Genomic DNA, 18,915 nt, shown 5'->3' with positions numbered 1-18,915 from the left:
CCCACGGCGCGACGGGGACCCGACAGAGACCGAAGAGGAGCCGATGTCCACCACACCTGCCCGCACGAAGCGTCCACGGCCGGTAGCCCGACTCACGGCGGCGCTGGCCGTCCTCGTGGTCGGCCTGGCCGGTTGCGGTGGTGGCGACGACGGTGCCGACCCGGCGCCGTCCGCGAGCGCCGGCGGCACCTTCCCGGTGACGGTCGAGCACAAGTACGGCAGCACCGAGATCACCAAGGCGCCCACCCGGGTGGTCACGCTCGGCCTCAGCGACCAGGACCCGGTGCTCGCCCTCGGCGTCGTGCCGGTCGGTGCGATCGACTGGTTCCTGGAGCGGCCGTACGGCAAGTGGCCGTGGGCGCAGCCGCTCTGGGGCAGCACCCCGCCGGAAATCGTCGGTGAGCGGGACGACTACAACCTCGAAAAGATCGCGGCACTGCGACCGGATCTGATCATCGGGCTCTACTCCGGGATGACCCAGGAGCAGTACCAGAAGCTCTCCCAGCTCGCCCCGACCGTCGCCCAGCCGAAGGGCTTCGCCGACTACGCCGCACCCTGGCAGGAGATGACCCGGCAGGCCGGTCGCGCGCTCGGCAAGCCCGAGCAGGCCGACAAGCTGATCGCCGACGTCGACGCCCGGTTCGCCAAGGCCCGGCAGGAGCACCCCGGTTTCGCCGGCAAGACCGTCGCGGTGGTCGACCCGTACGAGGCCGGCAAGTACGCGGTCTTCGCGCCGAGCGACCCGAAGGTGGTCTTCATGACCCAGCTCGGCTTCACGGTGCCGGAGAGCATCGTGCAGGCGGCCGGCAAGGAGTACGCCGCCGAGATCGGCTCCGAGCGGCTCGACCTGGTCGACGTCGACAAGCTGCTCTTCCTCACCTCGGACGCCAGCGCCGAACCCCGGGTCAAGGCGGACAAGGTCTACGCCACCCTCGACGTGGCGAAGCAGAACCGGGCGGTCTTCCTGCCCTACGAGAACCCGCCGATCGGTGGCGCGCTCTCCTTCAGCACCGTACTCAGCGTCCCGTACGCGCTGGACCAGATGCTGCCGCTGCTCGGCGACGGCTGACCGCCGGTCGATCCCCGACACCACCTTCGTTCCGGACCGTTCCCACCCGCTCGCGAGAGGCGGTACCTCGTCGTGCCCACAAGTGACCTGAACCGTGCCGAGGCCGGGCCGACGACGGTGGGGCCGACGGCGCCGGAACGGCACCGGATTCTCGTCGAGTGGAACGCCACGGTCCGGCCGGCACCCCCGGCGACCTGGCCGGAACTCTTCGCCGGCCAGGTACGCCGGGCACCCGACGCGGTCGCGGTGGTCTGCGAGGACGTCGAGCTGACGTACGCCGAACTCGACGCCCGGGCCGACCGGCTGGCCCGGGCGCTGCGGGCCCGGGGAGTCGGGCCGGAGCGGGTGGTCGCGCTCTGCCTGCCCCGCTCGGTGGACATGATCGTGGCCGAGGTGGCGGTGCTCAAGGCCGGCGGCGCCTACCTGCCGGTGGACCAGGACTACCCGGCCGAGCGGATCGGCTTCATGCTCGCCGACGCCCGGCCGGTCTGCCTGGTCAGCACGACCGAGCTGGTCGGCGAGCTGCCGGAGACCCCGGGACTGCCGAGGCTGCTGCTCGACGAGCTGACCGGGACCGATCAGGTCGAGGTCGGCCCGACCGAGGCGATGCCGGCGCTGGCCCCGGAGAACGCCGCCTACGTCATCTACACCTCCGGGTCGACCGGCCGACCCAAGGGGGTCGTCGTCTCGCACGCCGGGGTGGCCAAACTCGTCGCCACCCAGAGCGCCCGGCTCGGCGTCGGGCCGCAGAGTCGGGTACTCCAGTTCGCCTCGCCCAGCTTCGACGTGGCGTTCTGGGACCTCTGCCTCGGGCTGCTCTCCGGCGGCCGGCTGGTGGTGGTACCGGCCGAGCGCCGGGTGCCCGGACCGGCGCTGACCGAGTACGCCCACCGGCACGGCGTGACCTTCATGATCCTGCCGCCCGCGCTGCTCGCCGCGATGCCCCGGGAACTGACCCTGCCGGCCGGGGCGACCCTGCTGGCCGGTACCGAACGGGTCTCGCCGGAACTGGTCGCCCGGTGGGCACGGGACCGGCCGATGTTCAACGCGTACGGGCCGACCGAGGCGACGGTCAACTCGACGCTGGGGGAGTGCGACCCGGCCACCCCGCCCGGTGGCGTGGTGCCGATCGGCCGCCCCGACCCCGGCACCCGGTGCTACGTGCTGGACGCCGCCCTCCAGCCGGTGCCGGTCGGCGCCACCGGCGAGCTGTACCTCGGCGGCACCGGGCTGGCCCGGGGCTATCTCGGCCAGCCGGGGCTGACCGCGCAACGCTTCGTCGCCGACCCGTACGGGCCGGCCGGCGGGCGGCTCTACCGCACCGGTGACCTGGTGCGCTGGCTGCCGGACGGGCGGCTGGAGTTCCTCGGCCGCGCCGACGACCAGGTGAAGATCCGCGGCTACCGGATCGAGCCGGGCGAGATCGAGTCGGTACTCGCCCAGCATCCGGCGGTCGGCCAGGTCGCCGTACTGGCCCGGCCGGGGCGCGACGGTCAGCAGCGGCTCGCCGCGTACGTCGTACCGGCGCTGGACCGGCCGGCGGACCGGGACATCGAGTCGGCCCGGGTGGACGACTGGCAGCGGCTGCACGAGCTGCTCTACACGGCCGGCCGGGTAGAGCGGTTCGGGGAGAACTTCACCGGCTGGAACAGCAGCTACGACGGGTTGCCGATCCCGCTGCCCGAGATGCGCCAGTGGCGGGACCGGACGGTGGAACGGATCCTCGCGCTGCGCCCGCGCCGGGTGCTGGAGATCGGTGTCGGCAGCGGGCTGCTCCTGGCGAAGGTGGCGCCGGAGGTGGAGTCGTACTGGGGCACCGACCTCTCCCCGGCGGCGATCGAGGCGCTGCGCGACCAGGTGGCGGCGGTGCCGGCGCTGGCCGGTCGGGTCGAGCTGCGCGCCCAGCCGGCCGACGTCACCGACGGACTGCCGACCGGCTTCTTCGACACCGTCGTGCTGAACTCCGTGGTGCAGTATTTCCCGAGCGTCGACTACCTGGTCGACGTGCTCCGCCGGGCCGTCGCGCTGCTCGCCCCCGGCGGCAGCGTCTTCGTCGGCGACGTGCGCAACCTGCGGCTGCACCGCACCCTGCGCGCGGCCATCGAGGCGGGCCGCCGCCGGCCGGACCCCGACGGCCGGCGGGCCGCGCTCACCGCCGTCGAGCAGGCCCTGCGCTGGGAGGGCGAGCTGCTGCTCGACCCCGACCTCTTCCCGGCGCTGGCCCGGCAGGTGCCGGCGATCGCCCGCGCCGACCTCTGGGTCAGGCGCGGCCGCGCGCACAACGAACTCACCCGCTACCGGTACGACGTCGTGCTGCGCACCGCCGCCAGCGCGGAGGAGTCCACGGTGGACGATTCCGTCGAGCTGTCCTGGGACGAAAGTCCCGGCGGGCTGACCGGGCTGGCCGAGCGGCTCGACTCGGCGCGCCCGGCCGTCCTGCGGGTGACCGGGGTGCCGAACGCCCGGCTGGACGCCGACCTCGCCGCGTACCGGGAGCTGACCGGTGAGACCGGGCCGGCCGGCGGGACCGGGTCGACCGTCGACCCGGAGGCGGTCTACGAGCTGGCGCGACGGCACGGCTACCGGGTCGAGGTCACCTGGTCCGGTACCGGTGACGAGGGCCGCCTCGACCTGCTCTTCACTCGCCCGGACACGCCATCCGCCGGACCGGCGTACCGGCCCGTGCTGCCGGCGGAGCCGGCCCCGCCACAGCGGTACGCCAACCGGCCGGCGCCGTTCCGGGACGTCACCGCGCTCCTCGCCGAGCTGCGCACGTACGCCCGCAGTTGGCTGCCCGACCACATGGTGCCGGCCGCCTTCGTCCCGCTGCACGAGCTGCCGGTGCTGCCCAGCGGCAAGCTGGACCGGTCAGCGCTGCCGGCGCCGGACTTCGCGGCGGCGAGCACCGGAGCCCGGCCCCGGGACGCCCGCGAGGAGGTGCTCTGCGCCCTCTACGCCGAGGTGCTCGGGCTGTCGGAGGTGGGGGTGGAGGACGACTTCTTCGCCCTCGGCGGGGACAGCATCGTCTCGATCCAGCTCGTGATCCGGGCCCGCCAGGCGGGGCTGGTGGTGACGCCGCGCCAGGTCTTCCAGCGCCGTACCGTCGCCGAGCTGGCGCCGGTGGTGGAGTCGCTCTCCCGGGAGGTCGAGGACGACCCCGAGGCCGGGGTCGGCGAGTTCCCGCTCACCCCGATCATGCGCTGGCTGGACGAGTGCGGCGGGCCGGTCGACGCGTTCGCGCAGTGGCTGGCGGTCCGGGTACCGGCCGGGGCGACCGTCGAGCGGCTGGCCGCCGCGCTCCAGGCGGTGCTGGACCGGCACGACGTACTCCGGTCCCGGCTGCACCGGGCCACCCCGGAGCGTCCGGGCCGGCTGGTGGTGCCGGCGCCCGGCACGGTGCCGGCGGCGGACCGGCTGCACCGGGTCGACGTTGCCGGGCTGACCGACGAGGCGCTGCGGGACTGGCTTTCCGCCGCCGCCGACGAGGCGGGCGCACGGCTGGACCCGCAGGCCGGCGTGATGGTGCAGGCGGTCTGGCTGGACGCGGGCCCGGACCGGGCCGGCCGGCTGGTCGTGGTGGTGCACCACGCGGTGGTCGACGGCGTCTCCTGGCGGATCCTGCTGCCCGACCTCGCCGCCGCCTGGACCGACGTGCTGGCCGGCCGGCCGCCCCGGTTGGAGCCGGTCGGCACCCCGCTGCGCCGCTGGGCCGAACTGGTGCACGCCGACGCCGAGTCGGCACGGCGGACCGCCGAGCTTCCACTCTGGACGGAGCTGCTCCGTGGCGACGACCCGGCGCTGGCCGACCGCCCGCTGGATCCGGTCGGCGACCTCGCCAGCGTCCGCCGGCTCACCCTGCGGCTGCCGGCCGAGCAGACCGCACCGCTGCTCACCAGCATTCCGGCGGCCTTCTCCGCCGGGGTCAACGACGTACTCCTCACCGCGCTCGCCCTGGCGCTCGCCGACTGGCGCCGGCGCCGGGGGACCGGTGTGCCCGGACCGGCGCTGGTGGCGCTGGAGGGGCACGGCCGGGAGGAGGAGCTCGCCGACGGCGTCGACCTGTCCCGCACCCTCGGCTGGTTCACCAGCATCTTCCCCGTCCGGCTCGACACCGGACCGATCGACCTCGACGAGGCGCTGGCCGGCGGCGAGGACGCCGGCCGGGCCCTGAAGCGGATCAAGGAGGGGTTGCGGGCCATCCCCGACCACGGCCTCGGGTACGGGCTGCTGCGGCACCTCAACCCCGAGACCGCCGCCGTACTCGCCGGGCTGCCGCAACCGCAGATCAGCTTCAACTACCTCGGCCGGTTCGGCGTGGAGTCGTCGCCGGACGGCTGCTGGACCGCGCTGCCCGGGCTCGGCCTGCTCGCCGGTGGCTTCGACGCGGCCATGCCGGTGGCGCCGTACACGCTGGAGGTGAACGCCTTCACCGAGGATCGGCCGGACGGGCCCGGGCTCGGCGTGACCTGGGCCTGGCCGGCGGCACTGCTGTCCGAAGAGGACGTTGCCGAGCTGGCGCAGGGCTGGTTCGCCGCGCTGGAGGCACTGGTCCGGCACGCCGCCCGGCCGGGAGCCGGCGGGCCGAGCCCGTCCGACTTCCCGCTGCTGACCCTGCGGCAGGAGGAGGTGGACGCCCTCGCCGCCGCCGTACCGGCGGTCGCCGACGTGCTGCCGCTGACCCCGTTGCAGGAGGGCTTCTACTTCCACGCGGTCGCCGCCGGCCCGGAGCGGGACCCGTACCGGGTGCAGCAGGTGATCGAGCTGCGCGGACCGCTGGACGCCACCGCGCTGCGCCGGGCCGGGCAGGACGTGCTCGACCGGCACGCCCCGCTGCGGGCCGCGTTCCCGCAGCTCGCCGACGGACGGCCGGTGCAGCTCGTCGCGGAGGGCGTCGCGCTGCCGTGGCGCGAGGTCGACCTGACCGGGTACCCCGAACCGGAGCGGGCGGCCGAGTTCGAGGCGCTGGCCGAGGCGGAGCGGGCCGCCCCGTTCGACCTGACCCGGCCGCCGCTGCTGCGCTGCGTACTGGTCCGGTGGACGGAACAGCGGCACAGCCTGCTGCTCACCCACCACCACATCGTCACCGACGGCTGGTCGGCCGGGGTGACCCTGCGGGACCTGCTCGCCCGGTACGCACCCGGTGGCGAGCCGGAGCGGCTGACCCCGGTCACCCCGTACCGCCGGTACCTGGAGTGGCTGGCCGGTCGGGACCGGGCGGCTGCCGGCAACGCCTGGCGGGCCGCACTCTCCGGACTGGACGGTCCGACCCGGCTGGCTGCCGAGGCCGACGAGGGCTTCGACGGGATGTTGCACCCCGAACGGGTCCGGGTGGCGCTGCCGCCGGAGGTGGCCGGCGCGCTGGCCGGACGGCTCCGGGCGGCCGGGCTGACCCTGGGCAGCGTGCTGCACGCCGCCTGGGCGGTGCTGCTCGGCCGGCGCCTCGGCCGGCGCGACGTCGTCTTCGGCAGTACGGTATCCGGCCGGCCGGCCGAACTCGACGGCGTCGAGGCGATGGTCGGACTCTTCATCAACACCCTGCCGGTGCGGCTGCGCTGGACTCCGGCGGAACCGCTGGCCGAGCTGGCCGGTCGGCTCCAGCGGGAGCAGGCCGAACTCCTCGACGCGCAGCACCTCGGGCTGCCGGCGATCCAGCGGCTGGCCGGCGGCGGCGAACTCTTCGACACCCTGGTGGTGCTGGAGAACTATCCGGTCGACACGATCCCGCGCCACCCCGGCGGGCTGGAGTTGGCCGGGGTCGAGTTCCGGGAGGCGACCCACTATCCGGTCACCCTGCTGGTCTCGTCGGCCGGCGGGTCGCCGGAGTTGACCGTGGAGTACGACCCGGACCGGATCGACGCCGCGACCGTACGCCAGCTCCGTACCGGGCTGGCCGAGGTGCTCGGCGCGTTCGTCGCCGAGCCGGACCGGCCGGTCGGGCGGATCGACCTGCTGCCGTCGGCCGACCGCGACACCGCGCTGACCCGGCTCGCCGGCCCGGTCCTCCCGGTGCCGCCGGAGACCCTGCACGGCCTGGTCGCCGCGCAGGCGCACCGGAGACCGGACGCGGTGGCGCTGATCGACGGCGAACGGCGGATCGACTACGCCGAGCTGGACCGTCGGGCCGACGCGCTGGCCCGGCGGCTGGTCGCCCGGGGCATCCGGGCCGGCGACATCGTCGCGGTGGCGGTACCCCGGTCGGCCGAGCTGGTGGTGGCGCTGCTCGGCGTGCTGAAGACGGGTGCCGCGTACCTGCCGCTGGACGTGACGCATCCCCGGGAACGACTCTCCGTGGTCCTCACCGACTCCGGCGCCCGGGCCGTCGTATCCACTGTGGAGGTGCTGACCCGGCTGCCCCGGCCGGCCGACGTGCCGCAGCTGCTGGTCTCCGCGACGGTGGAACCGGAGGGACCGTCGAACGTGGTCGTCCCGGCCGGTGACGGCGGCGACCCGGAGGCACCGGCGTACCTGATCTACACCTCGGGATCGACGGGCCGCCCCAAGGGAGTACTCGTCGGCCACCGGGCGATCGTCAGCCAGCTCGCCTGGTCACAGCGGCGGTTCGGGCTCGGCACCGACGACCGGATGCTGCAACTCGCCCCGGCCGGCTTCGACACCTCGGTCTGGGAGATCTTCTGGCCGCTCTCGGCCGGTGCCGCCGTGGTGCTGCCCGGCGAGGACGAGGCCGGTGACCCGAGCCGGTTGGCCGGGCTGGTCCGCCGGCACCGGGTCACCGCGGTCACCTTCGTACCCTCGCTGGTCGAGGCGTTCCTGCTCGCCGACGAGCTGACCGCCGACCCCGGCTGGGCGGCCAGCCTGCGCTGGGTCTCCTGCGGCGGCGAGGCACTCGCCCCGGAGCTGGCCCGCCGCTGGCACGCGCTCACCGGCACGGCGCTGGACAACTTCTACGGACCCACCGAGACGGCGGTGCAGGTCACCTGGTGGGCCAATGACGGCGGCGCGGAGCGGACGGTGCCGATCGGCCGCCCGGTGGCCAACACCCGGCTGTACGTGCTCGACGACTGCCTCCGGCCGGTGCCGGCCGGCGTACCCGGCGAGCTGTACGTCGCCGGAACGCAGCTCGGGTACGGCTACCACGCCCGGTACGGGCTGACCGCCCAGCGTTTCGTCGCCGACCCGTACGGGCCGGCGGGGCAGCGGATGTACCGCACCGGTGACCTGGTGCGGTGGCGTACCGACGGCGTACTCGAATACGTCGGTCGGAGCGACGACCAGGTCAAGATCCGGGGGCACCGGGTCGACCTCGGCGAGGTGGAGACGGTGCTCCGGGCCGCGCCGGGGGTGGCGCAGGCGGTCGCCGCCGCCCGGGTCGACGGTCGGGGCCGGACCGGTCTGGTCGGCTACCTGGTGCCGGTCGCCGGGCGCCGGCTCGACGTCGAGACGGTCCGCGCGGCGGCCCGGGCCGGGCTGCCCGAGTCGATGGTGCCGAACCGGTTCGTGCTGCTCGACACGCTGCCGCTGACCCCCAGCGGCAAGCTCGACCGGGCCGCCCTGCCCGCACCGCAGGACACCGGCCCGCCGGCCCCCGCCGCCACACCGGCGCCGGCCGGAGCGTCCCTTGTAGATTTCTCGGCAACGCCGGCCGGGGGCGGTACGGCCGAACGGCTGCTCCGGGAGGTCTTCGCCGAGGTGCTCGGCCTGCCCGAGGTCGGCGCCGACGGGGACTTCTTCGCCCTCGGCGGTGACAGCATCCTCTCCATCGCGGTCTCCAGCCGGGCCCGCCGGCACGGGCTGGCGGTCGCCCCGCGCGACGTCTTCCGGCACCGGACCCCACGGGCGCTGGCCGAGGCCGGCGGTGGCGACGCCGCCCTCGCCCCGGCCGACACCCCGACGGCGACGCTCCCGGCTCCGGTCGCCGCCACCGCCGGAACCGATGTGGACCCGGACGAGCTGGGTGAGGTACCGCTGCTGCCGATCGTGCACTGGCTCCGGGAGACCGGCCTGCCGATCGACCGGTTCACCCTGAGCACCCTGCTGGTGGTACCGGCCGAACTGGACCTCGGATCCCTGGCCGCCGTACTCCAGGCGGTGCTGGACCGGCACGCCGGCCTGCGGCTGCGGCTGCGCCGGATCGCCTCGGTGCTCTGGTCGCTCCAGACGACTCCGGTCGGCACCGTCCGAGCGGCCGACCTGGTACGCCGGGTCGACGTCGCCGGGCTGGACGAGGCCGGGCTGCGCGCCGTGCTGACCGCCGAGTCCGCCGCCGCCACCGACCGGCTCGCCCCGGACGAGGGGAGCATGCTCCAGGCGGTCTGGTTCGACTCCGGCGACCGGCCCGGCCGGCTGCTGCTGGCCGCCCACCACCTGGTGGTCGACGGCGTCTCCTGGCGGATCCTCCTGGCGGACCTCGCCACCGCCTGGGCCTCGGTCCGGGCCGGGCAGCCGCCCCGGCTCGCCCCGGTCGGCACCTCGCTGCGGCGCTACGCCCGGGTGCTCGGCGAGCACGCGGGCCGCCCCGAGCGGCTGGCCGAACTGCCGCACTGGGTCGAGACGCTCGCCCCGGGCGCGGAACTGCTGCCGGGACAGCCCCGGCCGACGGCGGGACCGGCCCGCCAGCACGTCGTACGCCTCGACCCGGCGCAGACGCTGCCGCTGCTCACCGCCGTACCGGCGGCGGTCGGTGGCGAGGTCACCGGGGTACTGCTCGCGGCGCTGCGGCTCGCGGTGACCCGGTGGCAGCACCGTCACGGCCGTGACGGCGGAGCCGACCTGCTGGTCGACCTCGAACGGCACGGCCGGGAGGAGATCGAGCCGGACCTCGACCTCTCCCGCACGGTCGGCTGGCTCACCAGCGTCCAGCCGGTACGCCTGCCGGCCGGCACCGACCCGGTCGAGCTGCTGCGTACGGTCGGCGAGCGGATCCGGGCCGTACCGGACGGCGGCCTCGGCCACGGGCTGCTGCGATACCTGAACGCGCAGGCGGCGCCGATCCTGGCCGGCCTCTCCTCGGCCCAGCTGCTCTTCCACTACTACGGCCGGTTCCCCGGCGGCACCGACCTGCCCTGGACGCCGGCCGCCGAGTCCGACGCGATCAGCGTGGTCAACGGCGGATTGGACCTGTCCCACCTGCTCCAGGTCGACGCGGTCGCCACCGAGACCCCGGCCGGGCCGGTGCTGACCGCGACCTGGACCTGGCCGGACGGCGTGCTCGACGAACCCGAGGTGACCGGGTTGGCCGCCGAGTGGCTCGACGCGCTGCGCACCCTCACCGACGCCGTGGCCCAGCCATCCGCCAGCACCGTGACCCAGCCGTCCGCCAGCACCGTGACCCAGCCGCCCGCCAGCACCGTGACCCAGCCGCCCGCCAGCGCCGTGGCCCAGCCGCCCGCCGGCACTCGTCCGGACCGGGCGGAGCAGCGGCCCGTGATCGCGGCCGGGCTGTCGCTCGGCCCCGACGAGATCGACCGGGTCGTCCGGAGCAGCCCGGTACCGGTGGCGGAGATCTGGCCGCTCTCGCCGTTGCAGGAGGGCCTCTACTTCCACGCCAGTTACGACACCTCGGCGCTGGACGTCTACACCGCACAGGACGCCTTCGACCTCGGGTACCGGCTGGACTCCGACCGGCTGCGCCGGGCCGGCGCCGCGCTGCTGGCCCGCAACCCCGGGATGCGGGCCGGGTTCGCGAGCGTCGGGCTGAGCCAGCCGGTGCAGTTCGTCGCGGTGGCCCCCGAACTGCCGGTGACCGAGGTGGACCTGACCGACCTCGACCCGCAGACCCAGCGGGCCCGGATGGCCGAGCTGATGGCCGAGGACCGGCGTACCCGCTTCGACCTGACCCGGCCGCCGCTGTGCCGGCTGCTGCTGCTCCGGCTCGGCGACGACCGGGACCGGCTGGTCGTCAGCCACCACCTGGTGCTCTGGGACGGCTGGTCCGAGGAACTCTTCGTCGAGCAGCTCTTCACCCTCTACGAGCGCGACGGCGACGACCGGGACCTGCCGCCGGCCGGCACCTACCGCGACCACCTGGAATGGCTGGCCGGCCAGGACACCGAGCTGGCCGCTCAAGCCTGGCGGGACGCGCTCACCGGGCTCGCCGAGCCGACCCTGGTCGCCCCGGAGGCGAGCCTGACCCCGGTCGTCCCGGACCGGGTCCGGGCCGAGCTGCCGACCGCGCTCGGCGACCGGCTGCGCGGGCTGGCCCGCCGGCACGGGCTGACCCTGAACACCGTGCTCACCGCCGCCTGGGGACTGGTCCTCGGCGGTCACCTCGGCCGCACCGACGTGGTCTTCGGGATGACCGTCGCCGGCCGGCACGCGGACGTACCGCACGTGGAGAACGTCATCGGGCTCTTCCTGAACACCGTGCCGGTACGCGTCACCGCCGAACCCGGCGAACCGGTACTGCGCCTGCTGCGCCGGCTGGGGGAGCAGCGGATCGAACTGATGCCGCACGACCACCTCGGGCTCGGCGCGGTGCAGCGGGCCAGCGGGCACGCCCGGCTCTTCGACACGCTCTACGTGTTGCAGAACTTCGTCGACGAGGGCGAGTCGGCCCGGCTGCGGGACCGGCACGGGATCGCCGCCGTCGACGGGGTGGACGCCACGCACTATCCGCTGACCCTGGTGGTCACCCCGGCGCAGCGGCTCCGGGTGGCGCTGGACCACCGCCCGGACGTCGTACCCGGCCCGGTGGCCCGGAGCCTGCTGGACCGGTTCGTCGCACTGCTGGCCCGGCTGGTCGCCGAGCCGGAGCTGCCGGTCGGCCGACTCGACCTGCTCACCGGGGCGGAACGGGCCGAACTGGCCGAGGAGTGGACCGCCACCCGGCACCCGATCGGCACCGAGTCCGTCGCCGACCTGCTCGCCGAGCAGGCCGCCCGGACCCCGGACGAGGTCGCGCTCGTCTTCGCCGGCCGCACCCTGACGTACGCCGAGTTCGACGCCCGGGTCAACCGGCTGGCCCGGCTGCTGGTCGCCCGGGGCGCCGGCCCCGAGCGGGTGGTCGCGCTGGCGCTGCCCCGCTCGATCGAGATGGTGGTCGCGCTCTTCGCGGTACTGCGCAGCGGAGCCGCGTACCTGCCGCTGGAGCTGGACCATCCGGCCGAACGACTCGCCTTCGTGCTCGCCGACACCGCGCCGATGTGCCTGCTGACGGTCACCCCGGTCCGGTCCGGGCTGCCGGCGACCGACACCCCGACGGTGCCGCTGGACGACCCGGCGGTACTGGCCGAGCTGGCCGAACTCTCCGGTGCCGCGCTCACCGACGCCGAACTCCCGGCCGGATTCGCCCGGACCGATCCGGCCCGGCTGGAGCACCCGGCGTACCTGATCTACACCTCCGGCTCCACCGGGCGGCCGAAGGGGGTGGTGACGCCGTACCGCGGGTTGACGAACATGCAGCTCAACCACCGGGAGGCGATCTTCGACCCGACGGTGGCGGCGGCCGGTGGGCGGCGGCTGCGGATCGCGCACACCGTCTCGTTCGCCTTCGACATGTCCTGGGAGGAGCTGCTCTGGCTGGTCGAGGGGCACGAGGTGCACGTCTGCGACGAGGAGCTGCGCCGGGACGCCCAGGCGCTGGTCGCCTACTGTGACCGGCACCGGATCGACGTCGTCAACGTCACCCCGAGCTACGCGCACCACCTGATCGAGGAGGGGCTACTCGACCGGTCCGAGCCGGCCGAGGAGATCGCGCGGCACCGGCCGGTGCTGGTGCTGCTCGGCGGCGAGGCGGTCTCCGAGGCGGTCTGGAATCGGTTGCGGGACACCGAGGGTACCGCCGGCTACAACCTCTACGGGCCGACCGAGTACACCATCAACACCCTGGGCGGCGGGACCGGGGAGAGCGCCACCCCGACCGTCGGGCGGGCGATCTGGAACACCCGGGCGTACGTGCTCGACGCGTACCTGCGGCTCGTGCCGCCCGGTGCCCCCGGTGAGCTGTACATCGGCGGGATCGGGCTGGCCCGGGGCTACCACCGGCGGCTCGGGCTGACCGCGCAGCGGTTCGTCGCCGACCCGTACGGTGCGCCGGGGGAGCGGATGTACCGGACCGGTGACCTGGTCCGGCGCCGGCCGGACGGGAACCTGGACTTCCTCGGGCGCACCGACGACCAGGTGAAGATCCGGGGGTACCGGATCGAGCTGGGCGAGGTCGAGAGCGCGCTCGCCGAACATCCGCTGGTCGCGCACGCCGCCGTGGTGGTCGACGCCAGCACCGTTCCCGGGGTACGCCGGCTCGCCGGCTATCTCGTCCGGGCCGCCGCGTGGGCGGAGTCGGACGACGACACCGTACTGGCCGACGTCCGGGCGGAGCTGAAGCGGCGGCTGCCGGACTACATGGTGCCGGCCGCGCTGGTACCGCTGGACCGGTTGCCGCTGACCGTGAACGGCAAGCTCGACGTGGCGGCGCTGCCCGCCCCGACGGTCCGGGCCGGTGCGGCCTCCCGTCCGCCGGCCACCCCCACCGAGGAGGCCCTGCGGGACCTCTTCGCCGACCTGCTCGGGGTGCCGCGGATCGGCGTCGAGGAGAACTTCTTCGATCTCGGCGGCCACTCCCTGCTGGCGATCCGGCTGGTCAGCCGGGCCCGGGTGGTGCTCGGGGCCGAGCTGGCGATCCGGGACCTCTTCGAGGCGCCGACCGTCGCCGAACTGGCCGCCCGGATCGACACGGCGGCCCGCGACGACGCGGCCCGGACCGACGCCGCCGAGCCCGGCGCCGGCCGGATCCCGCTGCTCCCGGCCGAGCGCCCCGCCGTGCTGCCGCTCTCCTTCGCGCAGCAGCGGCTCTGGATGATCCAGCAGCTCGCCCCGGAGTCGGCGGCCTACAACTTCCCGATCGCGGTACGGCTGCGCGGGGCGCTCGACGTCGCGGCGCTACGTGCCGCGCTGGCCGACCTGACCGGCCGGCACGAGACGCTGCGTACCCTGCTCGGCGAACGGGACGGCCGGCCGTACCAGCGGGTGTTGCCGGCGGACGACGCCCGGCCGGTGCTGGAGACGGTCGACGCCACTCCGGCCGAGGTGGCCGGGATCGTCCGGGAGGCGGTACGCCGCCCCTTCGACCTGACCACCGAACCGCCGCTGCGCGCCACCCTCGTCGCGGTCGACCCCTCCCCGGGTGGGGCACCCGAGCACGTCCTGGTGCTGGTGTTGCACCACGTCGCCACCGACGAGTGGTCGGACGGGCCGTTCCTGCGCGACCTCGGCACCGCGTACGCGGCCCGGCGGGCGGGACGGGCGCCGGACTGGGCACCGCTGCCGGTCCAGTACGCCGACTACACCCTGTGGCAGCGCCGGCTCCTCGGCGACCCGGCGGACCCGGGGAGCCTGGCCGCCCGGCAGCTCGACCACTGGCGTACCGCATTGGCCGGCGCGCCCGAGGAGCTGGTGCTGCCCACCGACCGGGCCCGCTCGGGACGCCCGGACCCGGCCGGGGCCGAACTCTCCGTGCCGCTGCCCGCCGAGGTCGGCGCGGGGCTGCGCCGGCTCGCCTCCGGCACCGGCACCAGCCTCTTCATGGTGGCGCACGCGCTGGTCGCGGCCCTGCTGCACCGGCTCGGTGCCGGCACCGACATCCCGCTCGGCGCGCCGATCGCGGGGCGGGACGACGCCGCCCTCGACGACCTGGTCGGCTTCTTCGTCAACACCCTGGTACTCCGGACCGATCTCTCCGGCGAGCCGACCTTCACCGAGCTGCTGGCCCGGGTACGCCAGACCGACCTGGCCGCCTTCTCCGCCCAGGACGTGCCGTTCGAGGCCGTGGTCGAGGCGGTCAACCCGGCCCGTTCGGTCTCCCGGAACCCGCTCTTCCAGGTGATGGTGGTGCACCGCAACCGGAGCGCCGAGTGGAGCGGTCTCGCCGGACTGACCGTCACCGACGAGCCGGTCGACACCCCGGCGGCAAAGTTCGACCTGGTCTTCGACTTCGCCGAGGCCGTCGGCGAGCCGGACGGCGCCGGGCCCGTCGACGAGCGGGACGGCGTCGGTGACGGGGCGCTGAGCTGCCTGCTGAAGTACCGGACCGACCTGTTCGACCGGGAGACGGTGGCGCTGCTCGGCGAGCGGCTGCTCCGGCTGGCCCGGGCGGTCGTCGCCGACCCCGACGCGCCGCTGGGCCGGATCGACGTCTTCGTCGGCGACGAGCGGGACCGGGTGCTGCGCGACTTCAACGCCACCGGCCGGACCGTGCCGGAGGAGACCCTGCCGGCCATGTTCGCCGGGCGGGTGGCGCAGACCCCGGAGGCGGTCGCCGTGGTCGACCGGCAGCGGACCCTGTCGTACGCCCAACTGGACGCCGAGGCGGCCCGGATGGCCCGACTGCTCGCCGGGTACGGGGTCGGCCCGGAGACCGTGGTCGGAGTGGCGGTACCCCGCTCGGCGGAGACCGTGGCGGTGGTGCTCGGGGTGCTCCGGCTCGGCGCCGCGTTCCTGCCCCTGGACCTCGGCCACCCGGCCGAGCGGCTGGGATACATGGTCGAGGACTCCGGTGCCCGGATCGTGGTGACGACGCCGGAGGCCGCCGAGCGGCTGCCGGAGCTGCCCGGGGTGCACCGGCTGCTGGTCGAGCCGCTCCAGCCGGAGCCGGTACCGGTGACGCCCGTCGACCCGGCCGGGACCGGGCCGGTGGTGCCGGCCGGACTGGACCACTGCGCGTACGTCATCTACACCTCGGGCAGCACCGGCCGGCCCAAGGGCGTGGTGGTGTCGCACGAGGGGCTCGGCAGCCTGGTTGCGACCGCCGTCGACCGGATGGGGGTGGACGCCTCCTCCCGGGTACTCCAGTTCGCCTCGACCGGCTTCGACGTCTTCGTCTTCGAGCTGGCCATGGCGCTCGGGGTCGGTGGCCGGCTGGTGATCGCCCCGGACGAGACCCGGGCGCCCGGCCGACCCCTGGTGGACCTGCTGGAGCGGGAGCGGGTCAGCCACGCGATCCTGCCGCCCTCCCTGGTCTCCGCACTGCCGCCGGACTGCCAACTGCCGGCCGGACTGGTCGTGCTGGTCGGTACCGAGACGGTGCCGCCGGACGTGATCGGGCGGTGGGCACGGCGACTGCGGCTCTTCGCCGCGTACGGGCTGACCGAGGCGACGGTCAACTCCACCCTCTGGCGGGCCGAGTCGGACTGGTCCGCCGCGGTACCGATCGGCCAGCCCGACCCGAACACCCGGGCGTACGTGCTGGACGAGCGGCTCCGGCCGGTACCGCCCGGGGTGGCCGGCGAGCTGTACGTCGGCGGCCGAGGGCTGGCCCGGGGCTACCTGGGCCGTCCCGGGCTGACGTCCGAGCGCTTCGTCGCCGACCCGTACGGCCCGGCCGGGGCCAGGATGTACCGCACCGGTGACCGGGCGCGCTGGCGGACCGACGGCATCCTGGACTTCCTCGGCCGGGTCGACGACCAGGTGAAGATCCGGGGATTCCGGATCGAGCTGGGCGAGGTCGAGGCGGTACTCGCCCGACACCCGGGGGTACGCCAGGCGGCGGTGGTGGTGCACCGCGACGCCGACCTGACCCGCCTCGCCGGGTACGTCGTGCCGGCCGCCGGACCGCTCGACCCCGCCGAGGTACGCGCGCACGCCGCCGAGGCGCTCCCCGACTACATGGTGCCGTCCGCCGTGCTGGTCCTCGACGGTCCGCTGCCGCTGACCGCCAACGGCAAACTGGACCGGCGTGCCCTGCCGGCGCCGGACTGGGCGGCGCTGACCGGCGACGACGCGCCGGTCAGCCCGGCAGAGCAGACCGTGGCCGAACTGGTCGCCGAGGTACTCCGGCTGCCGAAGGTCGGGATCTCGGACAACTTCTTCGCCCTCGGCGGGCACTCGATGGCGGCGATGCGGCTGCTCGGCCGGATCCGCGCGGCGCTCGGCGTCGACCTGGCGGTCCGGGACATCTTCGAGGCGCCCACGGTGGCCGGGCTGGCGGACCGGCTCGCCGGGGCCGTGGCGCAACGTCCGGCGCTGCGCCGGGCAGAGGGCACGGCCACGCCGGTCGCGGCTCCGGTGCAACGGATCTGGTGGGACCTGCACCGGGCGGGAGCCGAGCGGCAGGCGTCCGGCCGGACGGGCTGGGACCTCGCCCTGGTGGTCCGCGCGGGCAGCGGACCGGGTGACGCGCCGGGCGACGCGGCGGGCGACGCGGCGCGGCTGGACGTACCGGCACTGGAGGCGGCGCTCGCCGACCTGGTGCGACGGCACGAGCCGCTGCGTACCGCGCTGGCGGCGGGTGCGGCCGGCGAGCCGGTGCCGGTGCCGGTGGGCGACCGCGCACTGCTGGAGGTGCTGCCGGAGAGCGGGGCGCCGCTCGACGACCTGATCACCGAGCTGGTCGGCGACGGGGTGGACCCGACCCGGGAGCCGCCGCTGCGGGCCCGGTTGCTGACCGGTCCGGGTGGCGATCGGGTACTGCTGCTGACCATGCACTATCTCGGCGTGGACGAGTGGTCGGTGGTGCCGCTGGCCCGGGACCTCGGCACCGCGTACGCGGCCCGGGTCGCCGGTCGGGCGCCGGAGTGGGCGCCCCTGCCGGTCGGCTATCCGGACTATGCCCGCTGGGCGGGTACCCTGCTCGGCGATCCGGCTGACCCCGGCAGCCGGCACGCCCGGCAACTCGAATGGTGGCGGGGAGCGCTGTCCGGCGTACCCGATCGGCTGGCGCTGCCGACCGACCGGCCGCGACCGACGGCGCTCTCCGGGCGCGGCGGCCGGGTCGAGTTCGTGCTCGACGCGGCGTCGCACCGGGCCGTCGACGAGCTGGCCCGGCAGACCGGGACCAGCATGTTCATGGTGTTCCAGGCCGCCCTGGCCGCGCTGCTGCACCGGATCGGCGCGGGCCCGGACGTCCCGATCGGCACCCTGGTCGCCGGTCGGACCGAGGCGGCCCTCGGCGACCTGGTCGGCTGCTTCGTCAACCCGCTGGTGCTGCGCACCGACACCGGCGGCGATCCGACCTTCACCGAACTGCTCGGCCGGATCCGCGAGGCGGACCTGAGCGCCTTCGACCGCCAGGACGTCCCGTTCGACGCGGTCCGTCGCGTCCTGCCGGCGGGCGTGGCGCTGCCGCAGGTGCTGCTGGTGCACCACGAGGAGGCCGGGTTGGACGGTCCGGACGGTGCTGCGGCGCTGCGGTTCGAGCCGGTGCCGACCGGCACGACCCGGGCCGAGCTGACGGTCAGCTTCTACGAGCCGCTCGGCGACGGTCCGGTGCAGGGCGAACTGGACTATGCGGTCGAGCTCTTCGACCCGGCGACCGCGCGCCGGCTCACCGACGAGCTGCTCGGGCTGCTCGCCTCGGCCCTCGCCCGACCCGGACTGCCACTCTCGGCGCTCGGATCCGGCGCGCCCTCGGCACTCGGATCCGGCGCGTTCCCGGCGCTCGGACCCGACGCCGCCGACCAGGCGCCACCCTCGCCCACCCAGTCCGACGGCGTCACCGCCGGACGTCCTGAGAGGATCGACTCATGACCACCAATCCGTTCGAGGACCCGGACGGGCAGTACCTCGTGCTCGTCAACGACGAGGGGCAGCACTCGCTCTGGCCGTCCTTCGTGGACGTACCGGCCGGCTGGACGGTGGTGTTCGGCGCGGATGGCCCGCAGTCCCGGGACGCCTGCCTGGCGTACGTGGAGGAGCACTGGACGGATCTGCGTCCCCGCAGCCTGCGGGAGCGGATGGCCGCTGCCACGGCCGAGCCGGGTAGCTGACCCCCAGTCACTGCTGACACTGTCGAGCTGCCTCGCTTGCGCACCCGCCCTTCCGGGGGCGGGGTGGTTGTTGCGCGAGGGACTGTCGAGCTGCCTCGCCTGTGCACCCGGTCTCCCGAGCGCCCCGGCCCGGGCCAGGTCCTCCGATCCGGCCCGGCCGACCCGAGTCGGCCGGGCCGAGTCGACCCGCAG

The 18,915-nt window shown here is 75.2% G+C and carries 3 protein-coding genes; all 3 read left to right on the top strand.

The window, feature by feature from the left end; all coding sequences use genetic code 11:
• The first annotated feature begins 43 nt into the window (after positions 1-43).
• The 3 genes from C6W10_RS01595 (at position 44) to C6W10_RS01580 (ending at position 18,723) form a co-directional block, all read left to right on the top strand.
• Positions 44-1,069 (top strand): iron-siderophore ABC transporter substrate-binding protein, encoded by a 1,026-nt coding sequence (locus C6W10_RS01595; protein WP_107256015.1) that lies wholly within the window; start codon positions 44-46, stop codon positions 1,067-1,069.
• Between the two features lie 72 nt (positions 1,070-1,141).
• Positions 1,142-18,484: a non-ribosomal peptide synthetase gene (locus C6W10_RS01585; protein WP_199853831.1), complete on the top strand. Its 17,343-nt coding sequence runs from the start codon at positions 1,142-1,144 to the stop codon at positions 18,482-18,484.
• A complete protein-coding gene (locus tag C6W10_RS01580; protein ID WP_107256014.1) occupies positions 18,481-18,723 on the top strand; it encodes an MbtH family protein in 243 nt (80 codons plus the stop codon). Before C6W10_RS01585 ends, C6W10_RS01580 begins: the two co-directional genes overlap by 4 nt.
• Positions 18,724-18,915 lie beyond the last annotated feature (192 nt).

The organism is Plantactinospora sp. BB1 (assembly GCF_003030385.1).
Taxonomy (GTDB): domain Bacteria; phylum Actinomycetota; class Actinomycetes; order Mycobacteriales; family Micromonosporaceae; genus Plantactinospora.
The sequence above is the reverse complement of the archived record's forward strand: the minus strand, read 5'-3'. Positions and strand labels throughout refer to the sequence as shown.

Bases quoted from the DNA above. Each gene is read 5' to 3' on its own strand.
- C6W10_RS01595 (WP_107256015.1), top strand. From the start codon at position 44: ATGTCCACCACACCTGCCCGCACGAAGCGTCCACGGCCGGTAGCCCGA.
- C6W10_RS01580 (WP_107256014.1), top strand. From the start codon at position 18,481: ATGACCACCAATCCGTTCGAGGACCCGGACGGGCAGTACCTCGTGCTC.